This window comes from Kitasatospora sp. NPDC003701, from assembly GCF_053587085.1.
Window position 1 is genome coordinate 1 of record NZ_JBSFNM010000093.1, and the last position, 24,673, is coordinate 24,673.

Here is a 24,673-nt window from a genome sequence, read left to right on the forward strand (position 1 = left end):
GCCGGCCTTTCGGAGGCGGCCGTGGCGCACCCAGTCGCGCACTGTTGCGGCGGGCACTCCGAGGCGGGCGACGTCGTCCATGGTGAGCAGGCCGGTCGGTCGGGCCGCCAAGGCCACCCCCTGCCCTCCTCTCTCGCCACGGAGTTGTCCATGTCGAATCCGCACCCCGAGCACCTGCTCAACCACATCGCCGGCCGCTGGTCGCCCTCGCTGACCGGGAAGGTGCGGCCGAACCTGAACCCGGCGGACACCACGGACGTGATCGGCGACTTCACGGAGTCGGGTGCCGGTGACGCCACCGCCGCCGTCGACGCGGCGGCCGCCACCCAGCAGGCCTGGGACGCGGTCGGGCCGATCGAACGCGCCAAGGTCCTCCGGGCCGCGGCCGCCCTGATCACCGAGCGCTCCGAACTGTTCGCCGAGGCGATCACCAGGGAGCAGGGCAAGCGGCTCTCCGAGGGCCGGGGCGAGGTGGCGCGCTCGCTGACCATCCTGGACTTCACGATCGGCGAGGCCCGCCGCATCAACGGCGTCACGACGCCGGCCGAGGAGCCGCGCACGGTCGCGATGACGTTCCGGCGCCCGCTCGGCGTGGTCGGGCTCATCACCCCGTGGAACTTCCCGGTCGCCATCCCGATGTGGAAGGTGGCCCCCGCCCTGATCGCCGGCTGCACGGCCGTGCTGAAGCCCTCGCCGCTGACCCCCTGGACCTCGGCGCTGCTCGTGCAGGCGTTCGCCGACGCCGGGCTGCCCGCCGGCGTGCTCAACCTCGTCCAGGGCGACCGCGACCCGGGCGAGGCCCTGGTCTCCGACCCCCGGGTGGCCGGCATCTCCTTCACCGGGTCCCTGCCGGTCGGGCAGGCCATCAACCGGGCCGGCGCGGACCGGCTGATGCGCACCCAGCTCGAACTGGGCGGCAAGAACGCGCTCATCGTCCTCGCCGACGCCGACCTCGACGCGGCCGCGGACGCCGTCATCCACGGCGCGTTCGGCCAGAGCGGCCAGCGGTGCAGCGCCACCAGCCGGGTCATCGTGGACAGGTCCGTCCACGGCGCGCTGCTGGAGCGCCTCCTGCCACGGGTGTCCGCCATGCGGATCGGCCGCGGCGACCAGGACTGGGCGGACATCGGCCCGGTGGTCAACGAGGAACGCCTGCAGGCGTGCCTGACCGCGGTGCGCACCGCCGTCGACGCCGGCGCCACGCTCGCGTGCGGGGGCAAGGAGGCGGCGCTGGACACCCCCGGCTACTTCATGGAGCCCACCGTCCTGACCGACGTGGCCTGGGACAGCGAGATCGCCCAGGAGGAGGTCTTCGGCCCGGTGCTCTCCGTCATCGAGTGCGACGGCTACGAGGACGCCATGCGGATCTCGAACTCGGTGAAGTACGGGATGTCGGGCACCGTCTTCACCCAGAACCCGGCCCTGATGTTCCAGGCCCTGCAGGACTTCCAGGCGGGCATGCTCCACGTCAACCGCCCGGGCGTCGGCGCGTACTCCCACCTGCCGCACATGGGCGCCAAGGCCTCCCAGCTCGGCGCCCCCGAGTGCTCCCCGGACGTCTGGGACTTCTACACCGACCTGCGGTCCGCCTGCATCAGGTACTGACGCCCCGGTCCCGCCCGTCCACCGGCCATTCGGTGACGGCTCCGACCAGGTCCACGAACGCCTCCTCCGGCGGCGTGAGCACCCGGTCCGAGCGCCTCACCAGGGACACGGTCCGGACGGGCGGGGCCGGCACGATGGTGAGTGCGGCGAGCATCCCGGACTCCGTCTCCTGGCGGATGACGTGCTCGGAGACGACCGCCAGGCCGAGCCCCCGGCAGACGGCCTGCTTGACGGTGTCCGTGCCCCACATGTCCCACTGCTCGGCGCGCTCCAGCCCCCACATCCGCAGCGCGGACTCCTGGAGCCGCCGGGTGGCGGAGCCCGCCTCGCGCATCAGGAACCGCTGGTCGGCCAGGTCGGCGGGGGTCAGGGCCCGGCCGATCAGGGGCGAGCCCGGCTCGGCCACCAGCACCATGGCCTCCTCGAACATGCCCTGGGCGACGAGCTGTTCGTCGCGCGGCGTGCCGGCGCACAGGCCGAGGGCGACCTCGCCGCGCAGCAGCCAGGACTCGACCGCCTCCTCGTTGCCCACCCTGATCTGGCAGGAGACCTTCGGGGCGCGCAGGGCGAACTCGGAGAGGAGCAGCGGCAGGAGGTAGGTGCCCAGGGTCGTCGTGCCCGCCAGCACCAGCTTGCCGGATCCCAGACCGCGGTACTCGGCGACGGCGAGCTCCATCCCGTCCAGGATCTCGAAGATCCGCTGGGCGTGCTCGACGACGATCTCCCCGGCCGGCGTGGGGCGGGCACCGTGGCTGGTGCGGTGGACGAGCTGGGCCCCGAGGGACCGCTCCAGGTTCCGGATGTGGTTCGACACGGCCGGCTGGCTGGTGAAGAGCGCCTTCGCCGCCCCCGAGAAGCCCTTGGACTGGATGACCTTCACGAGCACTTCCAGCTGGATCAGGGTCGCCATGCTCGGTACCTCCGCTGCGCGCAGTCATCGGCTCCCGAGCACCGGCTCGGGGGTGGTTCGGGGTGGTTCGGGGTGGTTCGGGGGGGTGGATCGGGGTGACGTGGACCGGAAGGGGATTCCGCGTCCGCTCATGGAACGCGGACCACGGCACCAAGCGCAAGGCCCGGAGCGGACGCAGCCGCCGGGCACGGCCTCTGGGATGTTACCGGTAGCACGAGGGCTGTCAAGGCACCCCTCAAATGCTCTTCACACCACCGAAGATGTCCGTTCGGATCGTTGATACCGGTCACATCGACGTGTTGACTGTAGGGGTCGGCCGCGAGGCGCCGCCGACCCCTTCCGGCCGTGCCCGGCCGCTCTTCCGCAGGACCGCCGCACGGCCCTTCCGCACGACTTCTCCGAGGAGCACGAGTGCCGTACCTTCCCCCCGCACCACCACCGACTCCGGAGACCCGGCCGGCGCTCACGGCGGCATCACCCACCGCACCGTGGGGCGCAGTGCCCCGGCTCGCGTTCGGCGGGGACTACAACCCGGACCAGTGGGACCGGGACGTGTGGCGCGAGGACGTCCGGCTGATGCGACGGGCCGGCGTCAACCTCGTGTCGCTCGGCATCTTCTCGTGGTCCTGGATCGAGCCCGACCAGGACCGCTTCGACTTCTCCGGGCTGGACGAGGTGATCGCCCTGCTCCACGAGGGCGGTGTCTCCGTCGACCTCGCCACCCCCTCGGCCTCGCCCCCGCCGTGGTTCTCCGAGGCGTACCCCGACGCCCTGTTCGTCGACCACCTGGGCCGGCGCCTGGGCCATGGCTCCCGCCAGGGGTTCTGCCCCTCCTCGCCGGCCTACCGGCGGCGCACCGCCGTCGTCGCCGCGCGGCTGGCCCGCCGCTACGGCGAGCACCCGGCCGTGGTGATGTGGCACGTCGGCAACGAGCTGGGAGGCTACAACGCGCACTGCCACTGCCCCACCACCGCCGAGGCGTTCCGGACCTGGCTGCGCGCCCGCCACGGCGACCTGGACGGCCTCAACCGGGCCTGGGGGACGGCCTTCTGGAGCCAGCGCTACAGCGCGTGGTCGCAGGTCCGGGTGCCCGGCTCCGCGCCGGGCCGTCTCAACCCCGCCCAGCAGCTGGACCACTACCGCTTCGCCTCGGACGAGCTGCTGGCCTGCTACCGGTGGGAGCGCGACATCATCCGCCGCCGCTCTCCGGGGCGACCGGTCACCACCAACTTCATGGCCGGGACGTTCAAGTGGGTCGACTACTGCCGCTGGGGGCCGGAGGTCGACCTGGTCACCAACGACCACTACCTGACCGCCGCCGACCCCGAGGCCCACACCGGGCTGGCGTTCAGCGCCGACCTCTCGCGCGGGATCGCCGGGGGCCGGCCCTGGCTGCTGATGGAGCACTCGACCTCGGCCGTCCAGTGGCAGCCCCGGAACACCGCGAAGCGCCCCGGCGAGATGCTGCGCAACAGCCTCGCGCACATCGCCCGCGGGTCGGACGGGGCCTGCTTCTTCCAGTGGCGCCAGTCCGACTCCGGCGTGGAGAAGTGGCACTCGGCGATGCTCCCGCACGGCGGCGAGTCGACCCGGATCTGGCAGGAGGTCGTCCAACTGGGCGCGGCGCTGGGGCGGATCGGCGAGGTCGCGGGCTCGACGGTGGCGGGCGAGGTGGCGCTGCTGTGGGACTACGAGAACTACTGGGCCCTGGAGATGGGCGGCCGGCCGAGCGTCGACCTGGGGTACGCGGCGGAGGCCGAGGCGTGGCACCGCGAGGTCTGGCGGCAGGGCGTGGTGTGCGACGTCGTCCCGGCCACCGCGTCCACCGACGTCCTGTCCCGGTACCGGCTGCTGCTGCTCCCCGCCCACTACCTGGCCACCCCGGAGACGGTGCGGGCGCTCACCGCGTACGTGCACGCGGGCGGCCACCTGGTGGTCGGCCCGTTCTCCGGGCTGGTCGACCGCGACGACCGGCTGCACCCCGGGCCCTACCCGGGCGCCCTGCGGGAGCTGCTCGGGCTGACGGTCGACGAGTTCCTGCCGCTGCGGGAGAACACCACCGTGACCCTCGACAACGGGCTGACCGGGCGGGTCTGGGCGGAGGCCGTCCACCCGGCCGACCCGGTGGGCGCGGTCCGCACGGCCGTCGACGCGAGGTTCGCCGACGGCCCCGCGGCGGGCGGGCCGGCCCTGCTGAGCCGCCGCGCGGGCACCGGCCTGGTGCGGTACGCCGCCACCCGTTTCGAGGGCGCCTCGTTGCGGGCGCTGCTCGCGGGGGCGCTGGACGGGGCGGGCGTGGGCAGCACCGCGCCGGGAGCCGGCGACGGGGTCGAGGTCGTCCGCCGCAGGGCGCAGGACGGGCGCAGCTGGCTGTTCGTCCTCAACCACACCGAGGACGCGGCCGAGGTGGTGTGCGGCGGTGTCGAGCTGCTCTCGGACACGGCGGTCGCGGGCCGGCTGACCGTCGGGCCGGGCGGCGTCGCCGTCGTGCGGGAGTCGGGGCCCCCGGACGCCGGGTGACCTGGTGGTGCCCGGCCCGCGGGCCGGGCACCACGGTGTAGGGGACGTCGGTCACCCGGTCGACACGTTGGCCACCGTCCACCGCTGATTGGCCTGCGATCCGCACGGCCAGAGGATCAGCCGGGCGCCGTCGGCGGTCGAACCGCCCTCCACGTCCAGGCACTTGCCGCTCGGCCGGGAGACCAGGCTCCGGAACCCGGAGCCGGTGTCGGCGACCGTCCAGCTCTGGGCCGCGTCAGTGCCGCACGGCACCGCCTGGACGGGGGTCTGGTCGGCGCCGGAGCCCCCGGCGGGGACCAGGCACTGGCCGGCCCGGCGGTCGACCAGCCGAACGTATCCGCCTCCGGCCGGTGCCACGGTGAACTGCTGGCCGGCGAGGACGCCCAGCGTCTGCTGGACGGCGGGCCGGGCGGGGCCGCCGGCGTCCGGGAGGCCCACGACCTTGCCGCTCTTGGCACTGACCAGCACCGCGGGCCTGCCGGCGGCCGCGCCGCACCCGTCGAGGGTGCACCCGGGGATCCAGGCGGCCTGCCCCACCTCGTACGCGCCCTGGTCCGGGGCCGCCCCCGTGTGGCCGTCGGTGACGCCGGGCACCGGCACACCCGCGTCGACGGCCGGCGAGGCGGGCGCGAGGGTGAAGTCGCCGCTGGCGGCGCCACGGTAGAGCGGGTCGGGCAGGCCGCCGTCCTTGCTCCGGGTGGTGATCAGGTTGTCGGTCTGGTCGGGGGTGCCGCCCGGGATGTGGTTGTACGGGCGCCCGTCGGGGTGCGAGCCGTCGAGGATGTTGTTCCGCAGGACGGTGTTGGCCACGTGCGCCGGGTGGGCGTAGTACTGGAAGACGGTGTCCGCACCGGCGGACACGAGGGTGTTGGCGGTGAAGGTGCCCGTCAGGTACGGGAGGTTCTTTCCCGACGCGACGAGGCCGCCGAAGGAGACGCCCGTTCCGCCGCGCAGGTTCCAGACGACGTTGTGATCGACGTTCAGGTCGTAGCTGCCGTTGTCGAAGTGGAACCCGTTGCCGATCTGAGCCGGGTCGTGGATCCAGTTGTGGTCGATCCTGGTACCGGTGTAGGCGGTGTTGCAGCAGGTGTACACGGCACCCAGGTCGTAGTTGATCTTCGCGTAGTCGGTCATCTCGTTGTACGCGATGCGGATGTCGCGGTAACCGTCGTTGGGGTAGGCGTTGGTGTTCATGTTGATCACGTCGCGCCCCGTGCTCCGCAGGGTGTTGTGCGAGATCGTGATGTCCCGGCTGCCCACCTCCAGCGCCACCGCCGCGGTGTAGGTGCCCCCGTAGGCCACGTCCCGGATCAGGTTGTTCGTCACGACGTGGCCGCTGCCCTTGACCGAGATGCCGTTGCCCATCGAGAAGCGCAGCACGCTGTTGCGGATCACGTTCCCGGTGCCGTGCAGCAGGATGCCGCTGTCGGAGTGGTGGTTGGCGTCGTAGATGCCGGCGTAGGGCAGGGTGCTGTCGAACTGGGTGGTCTGCCAGGTGGAGGTGTACTCGGCGGTGATGCCGTCGAGGACGTTCCGGCTGCTCCCGTCGTCCGTCGTCACCGAGGTGGCGTGCAGCCCGATGCCCTGGACGGTGATGTGGCCGCGCCCGTTCAGGTCGAAGCCGTAGTTGCGGCGCTTGGCCGTCACTCCCTCGGGCGCGCCGCCGTTGGCGGACCACAGGTAGAGCTGCTGCTCGGCCGGGTCGTAGTACCAGGCGTTCGGGCCCCGCAGCAGGGACTTCTTGCCGACGAGGCGGAACTTCGTCGAGTCCCCGCCCGGCTCGACGTGTCCGTCGCTCGCCGGGAACGTCAGGTCGAGCACCTTGTTGGTGCCGTCCAGCGTGCCGCCCGTGACGGTCGCCGAGTTCGCCACCCACGATCCCGCCAGGTAGACCGTCGCCCCGGTCATGTCCCCCAGCGCCGCGAACCGGTCGTAGCTCAGCGTGCCCGTCAGGGTGGCGGTGCAGGGGGGCACGGAACAGGTGTCGGGGAATCCGGAGCGGGTGGTCCTCAAGCCCTGGGTGAGGAAGGACTCCTGCCACGGGTCGCTGCCGGCCGCCGGGTACGCGGCCTCGGGCACCAGGGCGCCGCCCGCGAAGACCTGGTTGGCCCAGAGGTCCCCGTTGGCCGGGTACTTGGCCGATCCGTACGGGGCGGCCGCGGTGCCGGCGAGCTTCACCGGCGCCTTGTAGATCTGCCCGGAATCGCGGACCCATCCGCCGACCGGGTCCGTCCCGTCCACGGTCACCCGGGCCCCGGGGGCCGTCGCGAACGTGATCGGCGCGCCCGGCCTGCCGGACGCCCTGGGCGTGACCGTCTCGCGGTAGGTCCCCGCTTGGATCAGGCAGGTGTCGCCGGCGACCGCGACGTCGGCGCACCGCTGGATGGTCCGGAACGGCGCGCCCGCCGTGCCGGGCGCGGCGTCGTCGCCCGTCGTCCGGACGTGGTAGGTGGTGGGTTCGGCGGCGGCGGCCGGGGTCGGTGCCGGACCGGCCGCCGCGACCAGCAGCGTGATCAGGGCCGACGCCGCCCGGGCGACCGGACGGACGCGGCGCGCCGGCGTCCTGCGCGGGGCTGTTGACGGGGGTTTCATCGTGGACTCCTCGCGGCTCAGGGGGTGGGGTGGGTGAGGGGGTGGAGCGTGCGGGGGTGCCTCAGCCCTTCTCGGAACCGGCCAACTGCGCCGAGGTCAGGTGGCGCTGGGCGAGGAGGAACATGAGCAGGATCGGCAGCACGGACAGGACGCCCGCCAGCGCCGCCTCGGGCAGCCCGATGTCGACGGTGGAGAAGTTGGGGTTGCCCGAGACGATGTTCTCCATCGGCAGGACGCTCAGCCCCAGCGGCAGCGGGTAGTCCTCGGTGTCGCCGAGCATGAGGTAGGGCAGCATGAAGTTCGTCCAGGCCGAGACGAAGCCGAAGAAGGCGATCAGCGCGACCAGCGGTCGGGCGAGCGGCAGCGCGACGGCGAGGAAGATCCTCAGCTCGGAGGCGCCGTCCACCCGGGCCGCTTCCAGCAGCGAGTCCGGCAGGCTGCCGGCGAAGAAGGTGTAGGCCAGGTACACCCCCCACGGGTAGCAGGCCAGGGGCAGGATCACGGACAGGGCCGTCCCGGTGAGGTCGACCGCGGCGAGCTCCACGTACAGCGGCAGGACGGTGGCGGAGGTCGGCACGATCATGGCGATCAGCGTCGCGATCAGCAGTGCCTTCCGGCCGACGAACAGGAACTTCGCCATCCCGTACCCGGCCGTGACGCAGAGCACCAGGCTCAGTGCCACGCCGGCCGACGAGTACAGCAGCGAGTTGCCGATCCAGCGCAGGATGATGCCGTCGTTGAAGGCGAACAGGTTGTCCCAGGCCCGCCCGACGTTCCCCGGCGAGCCGACCGAGAAGGGGAATCCGCCGCGGATGGACTCCTCGGTCTTGGTCGGGGCCAGGACGAGCCAGACGATCGGTGCGAGGAAGAGTGCCGCGGCCGTCAGCAGGACCGCGTCGCGGGTCCAGGCGCCGGCCCGGGCGCGCGCCCGGCGCCGCCTCGCGGGTATCAGGGTCATGGAACTACCTCCGGGCGTCGGTCTCGTAGAACCTGGTGCGGTAGATGACGAGCAGCGCCGCGCCCAGGCCGACGGCCAGCAGCAGGACGGACAGCACGGAGGCGCGGCCGAAGGAGAGTTCACCGCTGGCGTAGACGTAGGCGAGCTGGTTGGGCGACCAGGTGGCGCTGATGACGCCCTTGGACACCAGCGCCAGCATCTGCGGCTCGACGAACAGCTGGGTCCCGCCGGCGAAGCTGGTGATGAGGATGAACGCGAGGTACTTGCGGACGATCGGCAGCTTGATGTGGACGGCCTGCTGCCAGCCGTTGGCGCCGTCCATCCTGGCCGCCTCGATCACCTCGTCCGGGATCGACTGGAGCGCCCCGTAGAGGATCACGATCCACCCCCCGGCGCCCGCCTCCACGGCGACCACCGACAGGATCACCGGGAGCCACGGGCCGCCCAGCAGCTCCGCACTGGAGTCGAAGCCCAGCGCCCGGAGCAGCGGCGCCGCCGGGCTGTACTGCGGGCTGATCATGAAGATCCACATCATCGCCGCCGCCGACCCCGTCACGGCGCCCGGCAGGTAGTACGCCAGGCGCATCACTCCGGCGAAGCGTCCCTTGCGCGCGTGCAGCAGGAGGGTGAGCGAGACGACCGTCAGCAGCAACAGCGGGAGCCAGAGCGCGAGGTAGAGCGCGATGTGCTCGACGGCCGGTCCGAGCCGGTAGTCGGACGCGACCCTGGTCCAGTTGTCGGTCCCCGTGCGTTCCCCGCCGTAGGGGTCGGAGACCACGAAGGTGGTCCACAGGCCGTACCCCACCGGGACGAGGCCGAAGGCGAGGAGGAACAGCAGGTACGGTGCGACGAACAGCGGCCCCGCCCACCGCCCCCGGCGCCCGGCCCGCACGCTGCGACTCACCGGGAGACCTTGTAGCCGGCGTTCTCGGCGGCCTGCACCAGGTGCTTCTGCCACACCGGCAGCGCAGCCGCCAGGTCGCCCTTCCTGGCCGCCGCGGCCACGAAGGTCTGCGCGTAGGAGTCGGCGAACTGCCCCTCGAAGCGGATGTAGTCGTAGTTGTCGGCGATCCTCCCGACCGCGTCGAGCATCGCCGGGCAGGGGTCGGCGGCGTAGAAGGGGTCGGCGGCCCGGGCCGCGCACCACCTGCGCGCCGCCGGTGTGTAGGCGGGCAGGGCGGACGCGGCCACGATGCCGTCCTCGGCGTCGCTGGTGGTCAGCCAGGTGGCGATGTCGGCGGCGCCCTTGAGGTTGCGGCTGTGGCGGGACACCACCCAGAGCCCCCCGCCCATGGCGCCCGTGGTCACCGCGCCGGCACCGCTCCAGGCCGGGACGGAGTGCGCGGCCAGCTGCCCGTCGGGGATCTTGTACGAGCCCTTGAAGCCGTACTCGCCGAACCAGCCGGCCGCCGGGTACATGAGGATCGCGTTCTTCTTGCCGACCTCCTCGGTGAACGTCGGGTCCCAGGGGCTGGTGGCGGTGACCGTGCCGTTCTCGACCAGGGGCTGCAGGAGTTCCGCGACCCGGGTGCAGCGCCGGTCGGCGAGGTCGATCCTGATGTCGGCGGGACCGGTGGTCTCGCGGACGGGACACTCCGCTCCCCCGAAGAACGCGCCGTAGCCGGAGACGTCGTTGATCCCGCCGATCAGGTGGCCCGGGTGCTCCTTGCCGAGTCTGATGCCCAGCTCCTGATACTCGGCCCAGGTCTTCGGCACGCTGTAGCCGAACTGCTTCATCAGCGTCTCGTTGGTCCAGAGCACCACCGGCGCCGAGTCGTTGGCGAGGCAGAACAGCTTCCCGTCGTAGGTGCAGCCCTCCAGCGTCCCCTCGGCGAACTGCCGGCGGGTCTGCTCCGGCACGAGGTCGTCGAGCGGCTGGGCGAAGCGCAGCGGGGCGGCCGCCAGCGCCGAGACGTCCGACGGGGAGCCCAGGAACACGACGTCCGGCCACCCCTTGCCGGCCCGGTCGGCGAGGGCGATCTTCTGTGCGACCTCACCGGGCTTGTAGCTGGTGAGCACCACCTTGACCCGCGCCTGCGGGTGGGCTCTGACGTAGGCCTCCACGGCCGGCTGGCGGGTGTCGTCCGTCCAGACGGTCAGGGTGGCCTCCGCGTTGTCGGCGCCACCACCGCCGCCGCTGGAACACCCGGCGAGGGCGGCCACTGCGGTGCAGGCGGTCAGCGCCGCGGCGAGCGCGCGGGCACGCGGGACCCGCTGATGCGGACGGTTCGCGAACATGGGGCTGTTCCTCTCTGAGCTGCCCGGCCCACGTCCTGCGGCGGCGGTTCCCTGTGAACGGGGCTGTTCGTCCGTCATGCCGGGAGAAATGCGCCAGGGGGACACCGGGGCACGGCGGGCCACCCCTGGGGTGGCCACCAAAGGCCGAAATGCGACGGTGGGCCGAGTGTTACCGGGAACATTTGCACTGTCAACACTTTGCGCAGAACCCAGGAAGAGCCGCGCCGCACCGACAACCCTCGTGCCGGAAGCGGCCGTTCGGGCATCAGGAGAAGGTGCCCGACCTCCCTCCCGGGCCGGTCGAGGTGGTACCGGACGCCCGGCCCGAGCGAAGCCCACCCGTCCGGCGGCCACAGGCTGTCCCAGCGGCACCCCGGTAGGGTTGACGCGGTGGGTGGTACCGGTAACATCCTGGCCCATGTCGGCAGGGTCGCTCCGGCAGGTACGGATGAGGAGTACGCCATGGCGCAGACCGAACCGGCCGGTACGGACCGGCCCGGGAGCGGGAGCGCCGTGATGCGCGATGTCGCCCGGGTGGCGGGCGTGTCGAAGCAGACCGTCTCGCGCGTGCTCAACGGCAGCCCGGCCGTGCGCCCGGAGACCAGGACCCGCGTGCTCGCCGCCGTGGCGGAGCTGGGCTACCTCCCGAACCAGGCCGCCCGCGCGCTCACCACCGGCCAGACCCGCACCATCGGTGTGATCGCCTACGACGTGGCCGACTTCGGCCCCGCGAACGTGGTCCAGGGCATCGCCCTCGCCGGGCAGGAAGCCGGATACATGGTGAGCGTCGCACCGATGCGCTCACTGGGGCACGTGCCGGTCCGCGAGGCCGCGAACCGGCTGCTGGAGCGCTCCGTCGACGGTCTGATCACCATCGCCCCGCACCGCGACATCGCCGAGGCGCTGCTGGACCTGCCCCGCAAGGTCCCGGTCGTCGCCGTCGACGGCTCGCTCGATCCGCTCGTCCCCGTCATCGCGGCGGACCAGCGCGAAGGCTCACGACGCGCGACCGAGCAGCTGCTGCACCTCGGGCACCGGACCGTCCACCACCTCGCCGGCCCGAGCGGCTGGATCGCCGCCGAGCAGAGACGCGAGGGGTGGCTCGCGGCGCTGGCCGCGGCGGGTGCGCCGGTCCCCGACCCGCTGGTCGGCGACTGGACCGCGGCGGCCGGCTACGAACTGGGCCGCGTACTGGCGGCCGACCCGGAGGTCACCGCGGTGCACGCGGCGAACGACCAGATGGCCATCGGCCTGTTGCGCGCACTGCACGAAGCCGGCCGCCGCGTGCCGGACCAGGTGAGCGTGATCGGCTTCGACGACGTGCCCGAGGCCGCGTACACCATTCCCCCGCTGTCCACCGTGCGGGTGAACTTCGCCGACATCGGACGGCGGTGCATCAGCGTCCTGGTCGAACAGCTCCGCAGCGGATTGGCGGTTCGGCCGCAGCGGCCCTGGCTCCTCCCCAGCGAACTGGTGGTGCGGGCCAGCACGGGGCGTCCCCCCGGCGCACCGGACGGCCCGTAACGCTCGGGCGGGCCGTGACGTCCTGACGGTCCGTGCCGGCCTGACGGTCCGTAGCACTCGAACGGCCCGGGCTTCCGGCTCCCCTCGGCCGGAGCCGAAGCACGGTACCCCCGTACCCGGCGCCCGCGCGCCCTCCGACGTGTGCGCTTCGGCTGTCCGGAGCGATCAACGCAGCTCTTTGACCTCTTGATTGATGGGATGTCTTCGAGGCACGGCCAGTTCGATCCGCAGAGCACGGGCCGAACTGCTACCAGTTCACGCAGTTCAGGTGCGAGGTCTGGACACGAGCCAAGAATCTCGTCTATATATACATCCCATCACTCGATGGATATGACAGAGATCGTCACGACGAGTACGCCACCACCGGTCGTCCGGCGGATCAGTGCGAGGAAGACTCCATGCGACTCAGGTCCACGCTCGGCTCCAGCGCCTCCGCCCTCTCGCTCCTGACGCATGTTCGGCGCCTTCACCGGCATCCCGCTCCTCCGCCCGTCCGCCGCGCGCCCCGGACACCCCCCGCCCCCGGTGCGGGACCGTCACCACACACCACAGGAGTCCGTGTCATGTCCTCGTCTCCCCCCTCCTCGCCGTCCTCGTCACCGACCCCCTCCTCGTCACCGGCCCCGTCCGCATCCGCATCCGCATCCGCCCGCATCACCGCCCTGGACGTCCTGGACGTCCGGTTCCCGACGTCCGAGGAGCTGGACGGCTCGGACGCGATGAACCCCGAGCCCGACTACTCGGCCGCCTACGTCGTCCTGCGCACCGATGCAGCCGACGGTCAGGAGGGCCACGCGCTGGCATTCACCACCGGTCGCGGCAACGACGTCCAGGCCGCCGCCGTCGCCGCGCTGGCGCCGCACGTGCTGGGCCTGTCCGTCGACACGGTCCTCGGTGACCTCGGCACCTTCTCCCGCACCCTCGTCCACGACCCCCAACTGCGCTGGCTGGGGCCGGAGAAGGGCGCGATGCACATGGCCGTCGGCGCGGTCGTCAACGCCGCCTGGGACCTCGCCGCCAAGCGGGCGGACCGACCCCTGTGGCGGCTCCTCGCGGAGATGACGCCCGAGGAACTGGTCGCCCAGGTCGACTTCCGCTGGCTGCGCGACGCCCTCACCCCCGACGAGGCGCTGGAGATCCTGCGCCGCGCCGAGCCCGGCCGCCGGCAGCGCACCGCCCGGCTGCTGGAGCACGGCTACCCCGCCTACACCACGACCCCGGGCTGGCTCGGCTACTCCGACGAGAAGCTCACCCGCCTCGCGCGCGAGGCCGTCGCCGCGGGCTTCACCCAGATCAAGCTGAAGGTCGGCGCCTCGCTGGCGGACGACGTTCGGCGCCTGCGCACCGCGCGGGAGGCGGTCGGCCCCGACATCCGCATCGCCGTCGACGCCAACCAGCGCTGGGACGTCGCACCCGCCGTCGCCTGGATGCGCGCGCTCGCCCCCTACGACCCGTACTGGATCGAGGAGCCCACCTCGCCCGACGACATCCTCGGCCACGCGGTGATCCGCAAGGAGCTCGCCCCGATCAAGGTCGCCACCGGCGAGCACGTCGCCAACCGGGTCGTGTTCAAGCAGCTGCTCCAGGCCGCCGCCGTCGACGTCGTGCAGATCGACGCGGCACGGGTCGGCGGGGTCAACGAGAACATCGCGATCCTGCTGCTCGCCGCGAAGTTCGGGGTGCCGGTCTGCCCGCACGCGGGCGGGGTGGGCCTGTGCGAGATGGTGCAGCACCTGTCGATGTTCGACTACGTCGCCGTCTCCGCGACCACCGAGGACCGGGTGATCGAGTACGTCGACCACCTGCACGAGCACTTCGTCGACCCGGTCCGCATCCACGACGGCCGCTACCTCGCCCCCGTCTCCCCCGGGCTCGGCGCGCAGATGCACGCGCGCTCCCTCGCCGACCACACCTACCCCACCGGCCCGGTCTGGGCCGCGCGGCGGTGACCCGCCACCTGCGCGTCCCCCTCCTGACCACCGGCCTCCACAGCGAAGGACCCTGACCACCTCATGAACGACTCTCTCGCCGTCCGGTACGTCGGCGCCCGAACCCTCGTCACCGGATCCTGGCGCACCTCCCCGCCCGGCCCGGGCGAGGTCGAGATCGCCCCGGCCTACGTCGGCATCTGCGGCACCGACCTGCACATCCTCCACGGCGACATGGACGCCAGGATCGGGACCCCGACCGTCCCCGGCCACGAGATGTCGGGCCGGATCCTGCGCGTGGGACCGGAGGTCGAGGACTGGCGGCCGGGGGACGCGGTCACCGTGATGCCGCTGCGCTGGGACGGCACCTGCGCGGCCTGCCGCGCCGGGCACCACCACGTCTGCCACCACCTCGACTTCATCGGCATCGACTCCCCCGGGGCCATGCAGCAGCGCTGGACCGTCCCCGCGGCCACCCTCGTCCGCCTGCCCGACACCCTCCCCCTCGACCTCGCCGCGCTCGTCGAACCCACCGCCGTCGCCGTCCACGACGTCGCCCGCGCCGCCGTGCGGAAGGGCGAGCGCGTCGTCGTGGTCGGGGGCGGACCGGTCGGCACGCTCATCGCCCTGGTGGCCCGGTTCACCGGCGCCGACGTCCGGGTCCTCGAACCCGGCGCGCACCGGCGCCGGATCGCCGGGGAGCTCGGACTGACCGCCTGGGACCCCGACACCGACGACCTCCCCCGTCTGATGGAGGAATGGACCGGTGAGGCCGGCGCCGACGTCGCCTTCGAGGTGTCCGGCGCGGCGGCCGGCGTCGACAGCGCCGTCGGCGTGCTCGGCGTCCGGGGCCGCCTGTGCCTGGTCGCCATCCACGCCAGGCCCCGCGAGATCGACCTGCACCGCTTCTTCTGGCGCGAACTCACCCTGATCGGAGCCCGGTTGTACACCCGCGGCGACTTCGAACAGGCCGTGGCGCTGATCGCCGACGGCACCGTCCCGGCCGCCCGTCTGATCAGCTCGGTGGTACCGCTCGCCGAGGCGCCCGCCGCGTTCGAGGCACTGGAGAACGGCGCCTCCGTGATGAAGATCCTCCTCGACTGCGGCCCCCGGTCCCAGGGAGAGCCGGCATGACCACTCCCGCCGCCTTCGACCTGACCGGCCGGCTCGCCGTCGTCACCGGGGCGCGGCGCGGCATCGGCCGGGCCATGGCCCGCGCGCTCGCGGCCGCCGGCGCCGACATCATCGGCGTCAGCGCCCACCTGGAGGAACGCGGCAGCGCCGTCGAACAGGAGGTCCTGGCCACCGGCCGCACCTTCCAGGCAGTCCGGACCGACCTCGCCGAACCGGCCGCCGTCCGCGCCCTGGGCGAGGACCTCGCCGGGCGGAAACGACCGGTGGACATCCTGGTCAACAACGCGGGCACCATCCGCCGCGCCCCTGCGGCCGAACACGGCGACGAGGACTGGAACGACGTCCTCCAGGTCAACCTCACCGCGCAGTTCATGCTCGCCCGGGCGGTCGGCGCCGCCATGGTGGCACGCGGCCGGGGCAGGATCATCTTCACCGCCTCACTGCTCAGCTACCAGGGCGGCATCACCGTCCCCGGCTACACCGCGGCCAAGCACGGCATCGCCGGCCTGACCAAGGCCCTCGCCAACGAGTGGGCCCGGCACGGCGTCAACGTCAACGCCATCGCGCCCGGCTACATCGCCACCGACAACACCCGGGCCCTGCGGGACGACCCGGTCCGCAGCCCGGCCATCACGGACCGCATTCCCGCCGGGCGCTGGGGCCGCCCCGACGACCTCGCGGGCGCCACCGTGTTCCTCGCCTCCGACGCGGCCTCCTACATCCACGGCACCGTCCTGCCCGTCGACGGCGGCTGGCTCGGCCGCTGACCGTCACCGCCGGCCGCTGACCGACGGCCCGCCCAGTGGGCCACACACCCGGGAGGGGACCATGCAGTACCGAAGGATCGCCGGCACCCAGGTCGGGCTGACCGAGCTCGGCTTCGGCGCCTCCGTCATCGGCAACCTCGGCCGGCCCACACCGGACGACGAGGCCCAGGCCGCCGTCGACACCGCGTGGGAGACCGGTATCCGCTACTTCGACACCGCACCGCACTACGGCCTCGGGCTGTCCGAGCGCCGGCTGGGCACCGCGCTCACCCGCCGGCCCCGTGACAGCTACGTCGTCTCCTCCAAGGTCGGCCGGCTGCTCGTCCCCAACGAGCGGCCCCGGGGCCGTGACCCGGAGGGCTTCGCCGTCCCGGACGACCACACCAGGCGCTGGGACTTCAGCCGGGAGGGCGTCCTGCGCTCCATCGAGGACACCCTCGCCCGCACCGGGCTCGACCGCCTCGACCTCGTCTACGTGCACGACCCGGACGAGCACTGGGAGCAGGCTGCCGCCGAGGCGATGCCCGCCCTCGCCGAGCTGCGCGACCAGGGCGTCGTCGGCGCGATCGGCGCCGGAATGAACCGATCGGCCCTGCTCGCCCGGTTCCTGCGCGAGACCGAGGCGGACGTCGTGATGCTGGCCGGCCGCTACACCCTGCTCGACCAGAGCGCGCTGGACGACGTGCTGCCGGCCGCGCTCGACCTGGGCAAGTCCGTGGTGGCCGTGGGCGTGTTCAACTCGGGCCTGCTCTCCCGGAACCGCCCCACGGCGAACCTCACCTACGACTACCACCCGGCCCCGCCGGAACTCCTCGCCCGGGCCGGGGCGATCGCGGACGTCTGCGAGGCGTTCGGCACCACGTTGCCCGCGGCCGCCGTCGCCTTCCCCCTCCACCACCCCGCCGTCGTCAACGTCACCCTCGGCATGCGCACCCCTGGACAGGTCGTCCGCAACGCCACCCTCCACGGCCGGCCGGTCCCCGACGGGCTGTGGGAGGAGCTGCGGGCCCGACGCCTGATCAGGCTCGACGCACCGACCGGGTAGCGCCGCTCCAGGGAAGGGGGATGGAGAGAGGTCCGGGGCCCCGCCGGCGCGCGCGGCTGGGCCCCGGTCCCGCTCAATCCGCCAGCATGTGCTCGCGCAACCAACGCTCGGTGGTGGTGACGTGCATCAGCGCGGCGGCCTGCGCCAGTGCGGCGTCCCTGCCGCACAGGGCGTCGAAGATCGCCTCGTGCTCCTGCACCGTACGGTCGGCGACGTCGTCGTCGACCATGCCCCGCCAGATCCGGGCCCGCAGGGTCCGGCTGGAGATCCCCTCCAGAAGGGTCGCCAGGGTCCGGTTGCCCGTCGCCGCGATCACCTCCCGGTGGAACGCCGCGTCATGGGCGTTGAGCCGCTCGGGATCGTCGCGCGACTCCCGCATGGCGTCCAGGTGCCGCTCCACCTCGCCCAACTGCGCCGCCGAGATCCGCGTGGCCGCCACCCCGGTGGCCACGGGCTCGAACAGTCTTCGTACTTCGGTGAGTTCGAGCAGGGTGTCGCTCTGCAACAGCTCCACCGCGCTGCCGAGCCCCTCCAACAGCAGCGCGGGCTCCAGCGTGGTGACGTAGGTGCCGTCACCGCGCCGGATCTCCAGCACCCGGGAGACGGCCAGGGCCTTGACCGCCTCCCGCATGAGATTGCGCGACAACCCCAGCTCGGTGGCGAGCTGCTGCTCGGGCGGGAGCTTCGACCCCGGCTGCAGCTCCCCGGACTGGATGAGCTCCCGAATACGGGCGATCGCCATGTCGGTCAAGGACATCGACGCACACTCCAGAGGCAGGGGTTCGACGGTCGGCCACCCGGCCGCTCCCGCCGGTGACCATCGAACCAGGATATCAGATCGATCCAATCAATCCGGGGAAACAGGTTTCAGGGACGGCCCTGGCCGGAGAGCAAGTAGTGGGCGTGCCTGGCACTTTGCCGAGCAACGCGCGGGAGCCCCGGGCGCTCCTTCGCCGCTGAGCTCAGAATTCATCCCATCTCTGTGCCCCAGAACCGACGACACCGACCTCACACCGGAGCAGCGACCATGCCTTCCGTCACCGTCGACTCCCACGTCCACCTGTGGGACCCGGCGCACCTGGACTACCCCTGGCTCACCGATCCCGCCCTGCGCCGCAGGTTCGGCCCCGAGGACCTCGCCGCCGCCGCGGGCGGGCCCGTCGACGTGATCGTGGTCGAGGCCGGACGCCGACCGGAACAGGCGGGCGACGAGGTCGAGTGGGTCCGCGCCATGGCCCGCACCCGGCCCGGGATCCGCGGCATGGTGGCCCACCTCGCCCTGGAGGACAGCCGCGACCACCCGCGGATCGCGCGGCTCGCGGCCGACCCGTTCGTCGTCGGAGTGCGCCGCCTCCTCCAGGACGAGCCGAACGGGTTCACCGCGGACCCGTCCCTGCGCGCCGGCCTGGCACTGCTCGCGGACGCCGGCCTGCCCTTCGACGCCTGCGTCCGCCAGCACCAACTCCCCGCCCTGGACGAGCTCGCCGCCGCGTGCCCCCGCACCACCATCGTCCTCGACCACCTCGGTAAGCCGACACCCGGCGGCTCCGCCGACGACTCCTGGTGGCGCGCGCTGCACAAGCTGGCCGGACGGCCCAATGTGGTGTGCAAGCTCTCCGGCCTCGCGACCGAGACACCCCACCGCACCACCCCGCCCGCCCTGCTGCGCCGGTACCTGCGCGAGGCCGTCGACGCCTTCGGGCCCGGCCGGTGCCTCTACGGCAGCGACTGGCCCGTGATGACCACCGCGACCCGCTACCGCGACTGGCTGGACCTGGTGCGCGAGACGCTCTCCGACCTGCCGGCCGAGGAGGTCACCGGTGTGCTCGGGGGCAACGCCGCCCGGGTCTACGGGCTGTCCGGGCGTCCGCGTTGAGCGTGCCGCCGCGGCCCCCGCCTACGCACGCCGGCAGACGTCACGGTCCCCGACACCTTCGAGGGCCTCCCGGCTCTGCGGTCCGTACTCCGTGCGGTCCCGTTCCCCGCCGTGTATGCCGGCCGCACGTTGGAAGTCCATCAGGAACTCCGCGGTCGCGTCGTCGAAGCCGCCATCGGCGAAGGGCACGTTCTCCGGTACGCAGTTCGCCCGGATCAGGAGGTCCTGCATCCGCACCACGGCCGGCCCCGCGTCTCCGCGGCGCAGGGGGCGGACCTCCGGCGTCGGAGTCGCGGCGGCGGATGTCGCGGACGGCGCGGGAGAAGAGGGCACTCGGGACGGGACGGCGGGCGACTCCGCGGGCAGGCGTGGGACGGAAGGCAGCGCCGACGGGGTGTGGAGCGACTGGCTCGCCGCCGGCGTCGGAGACGGCGCGGCGGTGGCCGGCGCCTCGTCCGGAGCCGGCGGAGAGGCGCGTGGGAGCGGCGCCTCCGAAGCCGTCGGTGTGCCCGGAGCGGGTGGGTCCGCGACGTGGCCCTCATCCGGTCGGCCCGGACGTCCGAGCACCAACGCCACCACTACCACCGCCGCCACCACCACCGCCACACCGGCGACCGTCACCATGCCCCGTCGCCGGTAGCGCGCGGGCAGGCCTCCCGCCGTGACCGGCCGCCGCGTCAGCCGGGCGGGGACCTCGGCCGGTGCCGGGTCGGCCGGCGCCGCGCCGGGCGGCACCACCGCTGTCGGCGGTCCGGACCGGTCGGGCCCGGACCCGGTGGACGTCGGGTCGAACGCGATGAGCAGCCGCCGCCGCAGCAGGTCGACGTCCCAGCGGTACACGGCCTCCAGGTCCTCCAGGACCCTGCGGCAGCGGGCGCAGCGGGTGAGGTGACGGGTCAGATCGGCGGTCTCCGGCGCGTCGTTGGCGACCCGCTCGGACAACGGGACGGCCAGGTGGCGGCAGCGCCGCTCCGGGACGACCGCGACGTACAGGCGCACATACGCGTCGGCGAGCGTCTGCCGGGCCTGGACGCACGGCGTGTCCGACCCGGGCAGCGCGACGAGGCCCCGCCACAGCTGCGCCACCTGCGCATCGGTGAGCGTCGCCAACGACCGCAGCAGCGGGCTCTCCTCCTCGGCCGCGGACAGGGCGGCCCGGTGACCGCCGTGCGTCGCGGCCCGTTGGTCCAACCAGTCCAGGAAACCCGGCGCGAGGGTGCCGCGCCGTCCCGCCTCCGCGCTCCTCGCGGCGAGGTAGCGGGCCTCGCCGAGGAGCGAGACGATCCAGGACGGGCCGGGTGTCGCGCCCCGGCCGTAGGCGTCGACGGTTCTGGCCAGGGCCTCGGCCGCCAGCGCCCGTGCGTCGTCCGGGCTGGCGCTCAGCCCCAGTACACAGGCCAGGATCACGTCGCCGTGGCGACGCGTCAGCTCATCGACGGCGCTCTGTCCCAGGCTCTTCGACGGCAGTAGCGCCTGGAGCTGAGCATCGGTCAGTGCTCCGACCGTGGGTGGCATGCAGGTCCTGTCCGGCTGTCCCCGTGCGGATGGACTCGCATCGCGGCGGGGGCCTCGCCCAGTTCGATCGACGTCGGGTGAGAGCCGGCCGAGCTGCGCCGCTCCACGGGATGTCCCTCGAACGCGAAGGGCCTCCTCCGGAGGGCCGCCCTCGGCTCTCCGGAGGAGGAGTGACGGGTGGGGCGTTCCATCCCGCTCCGTTATGGGACCGTTACTCGAACTCCGGTGCCGGTCGGTGCGCGTCGACAGCGGTCGCAGCCTCGGGGCTGCCCCTGGGCCGCGGGCTGCGGACTGCCTGCGGCCGGCGACCCAGGGGACTGCTTCCGAGAGTGCGTCAGCCGATGCTGAACGTCTGGAGGTCGCTGCCGTCGTAGGGGCGCTGTTCGAACTGGGTGATCTCGGCGGTGCCCGCGGTGAGGTAGAGGCCGCTGTGGCGGTTGACCAGGCGCACGCGTCCGTTGCCGGCGTCCTCCGCGCGCCACTCGTCGTCGGCGAGGCCGCCGGGCGTGTGGGTACGCTGGATGATCTTCGCTCCGGCGGCCCGGGACGCGTTCTCCACGGCCAGGGCCTTGGCGCTCCTCTCGTTGACGATCCGCACGTGACCGTCCGCCAGCGGCCTGAACTCGAACCGCTGGTTCGAGCTGCCGACGTTCGGGTAGCGGATGATCTGGGCGTTGTCGTCGACGCTACCGGCACGCACGTCGATGACGTGGTTCGTCCCGGCGACGGTCGCCGTGCGGTACCCGGCCGGCAGTGTCGCGACCGGAACGTTGACCTGGACCTCGGGCAGGGTGAGGTGGTCGGTGCCGGCGAGCTGCACCCGGACGTACCGCCCGTCGGCGCCCACGGCGACGGTCAGCTTCTGCGGTGCGGTGCCCTTGATCCGGATCTTCCTCACCGCCGGGTCGGCCTGGATGTCCGCCCAACTACGGCCGGTGAGATCGGTGTCCGACACGATGACGTCGAAGTCGGTGAGGCGTTCGAAGAACCCGTCCGTGCGGTTGAACAGCTCCACCGACCGGATCCGCTGCTTCGCACCGAGGTCGACCTGCCACCACGGCTGCGCCTCGTTCCTGGTGTAGCTGGGGGTCGCCTGTGCGTAGACGCCGCTGGTCCTGCCGTCCACCGCGTTCCCGGCCTCTTCCACGCCGGCCCGGTTGGTGGAGGACTGGGTGGCGGGCCTGCGCAACGCCGCGTTGACGGTGGCGTTGACCGGCGCGCCGTACCGCTGGTCGGTGAAGACGGTCCTCCACTGCTGCTCGGCGTACCACTCCTGCACGGCGCGGGTGTAGTGGACACCGTCGCTGAAGATCCCGAAGTTCGGCGGGTCGGCGGGCTGGTAGAGCGGCGTGCCCGTCGCCGACCTGGCGTCCGCCGGGTCGAGGAGCCGGTAGGAATGGGGCGCGGGCCCGCCGGCGATGGCGGTCAGTGCCTCCGTGACGTACCGGGTCCGCGTCGCGTCGTAGACGTTCGCGCGCGGGCGGTAGAGGAAGACCGGGGCGGTGGAGGCGCCGGTGATCGTCCGCAACGGCTCCAGGACCTTGAGGAGCGCCTGGCGGACCTGTCCGGCGCCGGCCGTCGCGGGGTTGTCGGCTTCGGCCTCCCACTGGTTCCAGTGGAGGCCGATGACGCGCGGTCGCTTGCCCGCCTCCTGCAGGGCCCGCAGGCCGTTGGCGATCGTGTTCACCGCCAGCGGGAACAGGCTCTGGACGTCGGTCGGGTTGCGGTCCGGCCACCACAGGTTTCTCGCCAGGTCGTTGCCCTGGACGCCCTGGCTGCCCCAGGCCAGGTGGATCACGTTGAGGTCGGGCAGGGCCGTGCCCTTGGCGGCGCGCTCCCAGCGCAGCGCGGTCGCCGACGCGACGTTGTAGTTGAGGCCGTTCCCGTACTCCGCGCCGAGGTTGCTGCCGGAACAGGTGTACGGCGACCAGGTGGCCTTCGTCGCTCCGGCCGCCCGGTTGTTCGTCCGGCTCAGTCCTTTGACGTGGCTGAAGGACTGACACTGCGCCACATCGGCGGCGTCCGTGATCGGCGCCTTCCACCCCTCCGCGTTGCTCTGGCCGAGCACGATCAACACCGGCGCGTCCTTGGCGAGGTCGTACGGGCCCTGGGCGGGATCCGCGGCGGGTGCCGCCGCCGACAGGCCGGGGAACACGGTGGCCGAACCCGTGATCAGGGCGAGCGCGGCCACGAACGAGGCGACCGGGCGGCCGACAGGAGTGGGGACGGTGCGTCCGGAGGGCGCCCCGTGTCGAGGGCTGCGGCCCTCGACCGGCGGCGGGGAGGTGGTTCTCCTGAACATGGATGAGTACTCCTTGCCTGGTTGTCCTACAGGGTGCTGGTCGGATCGTTCTGAGGGGCTCGGGGAGCGACAGTGCCGGTTCCGCGGGACAGATGGAACGGCGGACCCGGACGGCGGGTCGGCGGTCGCGGCTGTTGGCACGGGCCGACGGCCGGGTGCGCGTGGTGAGGGGTGGGTGAGTCACCCGTCGGCAAGGCCGGCCGGGCTGTTGAGAACCGGGCGTTGATGACCGTTCGTCACGACCCCTCGGATGGCAGGGACTCGTTCGAGAAGTCGGCCGATCCGGGGTCCCACCCTCACGCGGCGGTTCTCGACCAGCGGATGGGGGCCCGGAAGGAGTGACCGGGCGTCAGTGGAGAGCCCGGCCCATGAACAGGGCCGGTCGACACCCGGGAGAGCATCGCCGAAGCACTCGGAATCGAGGTGCTCGATCGCGATGAGGCACATGACACCCCCGGATCGGGACCACCGTCAAGGGGTGGAACAGCCGAGACCTCCTTGTGACCTCGGCCGTTCCACGCGCCCCGGTGGGCGGTCCCGGGGGCCCGATCCCGTTCGACCGTTCGGCGCACCGCTCGCCGCAGAATGCGACCGCTCACCGCATACTCCGGTGCGATCCCTACCGGTGTGCGCCCGCGCGAGTTGGGATACGCCGCAGAAACGAACTCGCCGGTGGGAGGGGCCCGACGACGACCGGGCACCGCCCCGCGAGCAGCCCCGTCGCGCACCGACGCGGCAGCCCCTCCGGCCCCCGTTCCGACACCGCACCCGCTCACCCAGGAGACACCCGTGGAAACCCCTTCGACCGACCGGCCGGCCATACCGGACCGTCTGGAACACCTCGAACAGAGCGAGGAGTTCCGCCGGCTCCGCGGCTCCTTCCGCGGCTTCGCGTTCCCGGTGACCGCGGGCTTCATCCTCTGGTACCTGCTCTACGTCCTGCTCTCCAACTACGCCCCCGGCCTCATGGGCACCAAGCTGTTCGGCCACGTCAACGTCGCCCTCGCGCTCGGTCTGCTCCAGTTCGCCAGCACCTTCACCATCGCGGCCTGGTACGCCCGCTACGCCGACCGCCGCCTCGACCCGCCCGCCGCCGCCATCCGCGAAGGCCGCACGGCCGGGGCACTCACCGAGCCCGGGAGGGCCGACTCATGACCACCACCCTGCTCGCCGCCGGCTCCGCGACCGAGCACCGCGGCCTGACCATGACGCTCTTCGGCCTGTTCGTCCTGGCCACCCTCGGCATCACGATCTGGGCCGGCCGGCAGACCAAGGACGCCTCCGACTACTACGCCGGCGGCCGCGGCTTCACCGGTTTCCAGAACGGCCTGGCCATCTCCGGCGACTACATGTCCGCCGCGTCCTTCCTCGGCATCGCCGGTGCCATCGCCCTCTACGGCTACGACGGCTTCCTCTACTCCGTCGGCTTCCTGGTCGCCTGGCTGGTCGCGCTGCTGCTGGTCGCCGAACCGCTGCGCAACTCCGGCCGCTTCACCATGGCCGACGTGCTGGCCTTCCGGATGCGCCAGCGCCCGGTGCGCACCGCCGCCGGCATCTCCACCATCGTGGTGTCGATCTTCTACCTGCTCGCCCAGATGGTCGGCGCGGGCTCCCTCGTCGCCCTGCTGCTCGGCGTCAGCGGGGACGGCGCCAAGCGCTGGACCATCGTCGCCGTCGGCGCGCTGATGGTGGTCTACGTGGTGATCGGCGGCATGAAGGGCACCACCTGGGTGCAGATCGTCAAGGCCGTGCTGCTGAT

At 72.7% G+C, this 24,673-nt stretch carries 18 protein-coding genes; 10 read left to right on the forward strand and 8 right to left on the reverse strand.

Going from position 1 to position 24,673, the window contains the following annotated elements; translation table 11 throughout:
* Nucleotides 1-150: 150 nt before the first annotated feature.
* Nucleotides 151-1,605, forward strand: coding sequence for an aldehyde dehydrogenase family protein (locus tag ACWDRR_RS41580; protein ID WP_449777515.1), 1,455 nt, complete (start codon nucleotides 151-153; stop codon nucleotides 1,603-1,605).
* Here ACWDRR_RS41580 and ACWDRR_RS41585 read toward each other — a convergent pair.
* Nucleotides 1,595-2,515: a LysR family transcriptional regulator gene (locus ACWDRR_RS41585; protein ID WP_449777516.1), complete on the reverse strand. Its 921-nt coding sequence runs from the start codon at nucleotides 2,513-2,515 to the stop codon at nucleotides 1,595-1,597. The two genes, ACWDRR_RS41580 and ACWDRR_RS41585, sit on opposite strands and share 11 nt — an antisense overlap.
* A 498-nt stretch (nucleotides 2,516-3,013) precedes the next feature.
* Between ACWDRR_RS41585 and ACWDRR_RS41590 the strand changes: the two genes are divergently transcribed.
* On the forward strand, nucleotides 3,014-5,035 hold the full coding sequence (locus ACWDRR_RS41590) for a beta-galactosidase (RefSeq protein ID WP_449777517.1): 2,022 nt from the start codon (nucleotides 3,014-3,016) through the stop codon (nucleotides 5,033-5,035).
* A gap of 51 nt (nucleotides 5,036-5,086) precedes the next feature.
* On the opposite strand, the gene ACWDRR_RS41595 is transcribed toward ACWDRR_RS41590, so the two are convergent.
* The 4 genes from ACWDRR_RS41595 to ACWDRR_RS41610 all read right to left on the reverse strand — a co-directional run bounded on the left by ACWDRR_RS41595 (nucleotide 5,087) and on the right by ACWDRR_RS41610 (nucleotide 10,823).
* Nucleotides 5,087-7,627 carry an RICIN domain-containing protein gene (locus ACWDRR_RS41595; RefSeq protein ID WP_449777518.1) on the reverse strand — a complete coding sequence of 847 codons (2,541 nt, stop codon included), beginning with the start codon at nucleotides 7,625-7,627 and terminating at the stop codon, nucleotides 5,087-5,089.
* Between the two features lie 61 nt (nucleotides 7,628-7,688).
* On the reverse strand, nucleotides 7,689-8,585 hold the full coding sequence (locus tag ACWDRR_RS41600; protein ID WP_449777519.1) for a carbohydrate ABC transporter permease: 897 nt from the start codon (nucleotides 8,583-8,585) through the stop codon (nucleotides 7,689-7,691).
* A gap of 4 nt (nucleotides 8,586-8,589) precedes the next feature.
* Nucleotides 8,590-9,489, reverse strand: coding sequence for a carbohydrate ABC transporter permease (locus ACWDRR_RS41605; protein ID WP_449777520.1), 900 nt, complete (start codon nucleotides 9,487-9,489; stop codon nucleotides 8,590-8,592).
* The gene (locus ACWDRR_RS41610; RefSeq protein ID WP_449777521.1) at nucleotides 9,486-10,823 is read right to left on the reverse strand and encodes an ABC transporter substrate-binding protein; all 1,338 of its coding nucleotides are present in this window, start codon (nucleotides 10,821-10,823) and stop codon (nucleotides 9,486-9,488) included. The genes ACWDRR_RS41605 and ACWDRR_RS41610 overlap by 4 nt, the downstream gene beginning before the upstream one ends.
* Before the next feature lie 462 nt (nucleotides 10,824-11,285).
* Between ACWDRR_RS41610 and ACWDRR_RS41615 the strand changes: the two genes are divergently transcribed.
* From ACWDRR_RS41615 to ACWDRR_RS41635, 5 genes are all read left to right on the forward strand, one after another.
* Nucleotides 11,286-12,347: a LacI family DNA-binding transcriptional regulator gene (locus tag ACWDRR_RS41615; protein ID WP_449777522.1), complete on the forward strand. Its 1,062-nt coding sequence runs from the start codon at nucleotides 11,286-11,288 to the stop codon at nucleotides 12,345-12,347.
* Nucleotides 12,348-12,910: 563 nt separating this feature from the next.
* On the forward strand, nucleotides 12,911-14,296 hold the full coding sequence (locus ACWDRR_RS41620; protein ID WP_449777523.1) for an enolase C-terminal domain-like protein: 1,386 nt from the start codon (nucleotides 12,911-12,913) through the stop codon (nucleotides 14,294-14,296).
* 63 nt (nucleotides 14,297-14,359) lie between these two features.
* A complete protein-coding gene (locus tag ACWDRR_RS41625; RefSeq protein ID WP_449777524.1) occupies nucleotides 14,360-15,409 on the forward strand; it encodes a zinc-dependent alcohol dehydrogenase in 1,050 nt (349 codons plus the stop codon).
* Nucleotides 15,406-16,176: an SDR family oxidoreductase gene (locus ACWDRR_RS41630; protein ID WP_449777525.1), complete on the forward strand. Its 771-nt coding sequence runs from the start codon at nucleotides 15,406-15,408 to the stop codon at nucleotides 16,174-16,176. Before ACWDRR_RS41625 ends, ACWDRR_RS41630 begins: the two co-directional genes overlap by 4 nt.
* Before the next feature lie 61 nt (nucleotides 16,177-16,237).
* On the forward strand, nucleotides 16,238-17,221 hold the full coding sequence (locus ACWDRR_RS41635; protein WP_449777526.1) for an aldo/keto reductase: 984 nt from the start codon (nucleotides 16,238-16,240) through the stop codon (nucleotides 17,219-17,221).
* A gap of 73 nt (nucleotides 17,222-17,294) precedes the next feature.
* On the opposite strand, the gene ACWDRR_RS41640 is transcribed toward ACWDRR_RS41635, so the two are convergent.
* On the reverse strand, nucleotides 17,295-17,978 hold the full coding sequence (locus tag ACWDRR_RS41640; protein ID WP_449777527.1) for a FadR/GntR family transcriptional regulator: 684 nt from the start codon (nucleotides 17,976-17,978) through the stop codon (nucleotides 17,295-17,297).
* A 270-nt stretch (nucleotides 17,979-18,248) separates the two neighbouring features.
* On the opposite strand from ACWDRR_RS41640, the gene ACWDRR_RS41645 reads away from it, so the two are divergent.
* On the forward strand, nucleotides 18,249-19,097 hold the full coding sequence (locus ACWDRR_RS41645; RefSeq protein WP_449777528.1) for an amidohydrolase family protein: 849 nt from the start codon (nucleotides 18,249-18,251) through the stop codon (nucleotides 19,095-19,097).
* A 21-nt stretch (nucleotides 19,098-19,118) separates the two neighbouring features.
* Here the strand turns inward: ACWDRR_RS41645 and ACWDRR_RS41650 are convergent, their stop codons facing one another.
* The gene (locus ACWDRR_RS41650) at nucleotides 19,119-20,612 is read right to left on the reverse strand and encodes a hypothetical protein (RefSeq protein ID WP_449777529.1); all 1,494 of its coding nucleotides are present in this window, start codon (nucleotides 20,610-20,612) and stop codon (nucleotides 19,119-19,121) included.
* A gap of 334 nt (nucleotides 20,613-20,946) precedes the next feature.
* Complete coding sequence (locus ACWDRR_RS41655) at nucleotides 20,947-22,914, reverse strand: RICIN domain-containing protein (RefSeq protein ID WP_449777530.1); 1,968 nt, start codon at nucleotides 22,912-22,914, stop codon at nucleotides 20,947-20,949.
* A 789-nt stretch (nucleotides 22,915-23,703) separates the two neighbouring features.
* On the opposite strand from ACWDRR_RS41655, the gene ACWDRR_RS41660 reads away from it, so the two are divergent.
* Both ACWDRR_RS41660 and ACWDRR_RS41665 read left to right on the forward strand, forming a co-directional pair.
* A complete protein-coding gene (locus tag ACWDRR_RS41660; protein ID WP_449777531.1) occupies nucleotides 23,704-24,069 on the forward strand; it encodes a DUF485 domain-containing protein in 366 nt (121 codons plus the stop codon).
* Nucleotides 24,066-24,673: solute symporter family protein (locus ACWDRR_RS41665; RefSeq protein WP_449777532.1), on the forward strand; the 608-nt coding region annotated here is incomplete at its 3' end. The genes ACWDRR_RS41660 and ACWDRR_RS41665, both read left to right, overlap by 4 nt.

What these genes read in the sequence shown, in the direction of transcription:
- ACWDRR_RS41580 (WP_449777515.1), top strand. Translation starts at nt 151, where the DNA reads ATGTCGAATCCGCACCCCGAGCACCTGCTCAACCACATCGCCGGCCGC.
- ACWDRR_RS41585 (WP_449777516.1), bottom strand. Translation starts at nt 2,515, where the DNA reads ATGGCGACCCTGATCCAGCTGGAAGTGCTCGTGAAGGTCATCCAGTCC.
- ACWDRR_RS41595 (WP_449777518.1), bottom strand. Translation starts at nt 7,627, where the DNA reads ATGAAACCCCCGTCAACAGCCCCGCGCAGGACGCCGGCGCGCCGCGTC.
- ACWDRR_RS41600 (WP_449777519.1), bottom strand. Translation starts at nt 8,585, where the DNA reads ATGACCCTGATACCCGCGAGGCGGCGCCGGGCGCGCGCCCGGGCCGGC.
- ACWDRR_RS41610 (WP_449777521.1), bottom strand. Translation starts at nt 10,823, where the DNA reads ATGTTCGCGAACCGTCCGCATCAGCGGGTCCCGCGTGCCCGCGCGCTC.
- ACWDRR_RS41615 (WP_449777522.1), top strand. Translation starts at nt 11,286, where the DNA reads ATGGCGCAGACCGAACCGGCCGGTACGGACCGGCCCGGGAGCGGGAGC.
- ACWDRR_RS41620 (WP_449777523.1), top strand. Translation starts at nt 12,911, where the DNA reads ATGTCCTCGTCTCCCCCCTCCTCGCCGTCCTCGTCACCGACCCCCTCC.
- ACWDRR_RS41625 (WP_449777524.1), top strand. Translation starts at nt 14,360, where the DNA reads ATGAACGACTCTCTCGCCGTCCGGTACGTCGGCGCCCGAACCCTCGTC.
- ACWDRR_RS41630 (WP_449777525.1), top strand. Translation starts at nt 15,406, where the DNA reads ATGACCACTCCCGCCGCCTTCGACCTGACCGGCCGGCTCGCCGTCGTC.
- ACWDRR_RS41635 (WP_449777526.1), top strand. Translation starts at nt 16,238, where the DNA reads ATGCAGTACCGAAGGATCGCCGGCACCCAGGTCGGGCTGACCGAGCTC.
- ACWDRR_RS41640 (WP_449777527.1), bottom strand. Translation starts at nt 17,978, where the DNA reads ATGTCCTTGACCGACATGGCGATCGCCCGTATTCGGGAGCTCATCCAG.
- ACWDRR_RS41645 (WP_449777528.1), top strand. Translation starts at nt 18,249, where the DNA reads ATGCCTTCCGTCACCGTCGACTCCCACGTCCACCTGTGGGACCCGGCG.
- ACWDRR_RS41650 (WP_449777529.1), bottom strand. Translation starts at nt 20,612, where the DNA reads ATGCCACCCACGGTCGGAGCACTGACCGATGCTCAGCTCCAGGCGCTA.
- ACWDRR_RS41655 (WP_449777530.1), bottom strand. Translation starts at nt 22,914, where the DNA reads ATGTTCAGGAGAACCACCTCCCCGCCGCCGGTCGAGGGCCGCAGCCCT.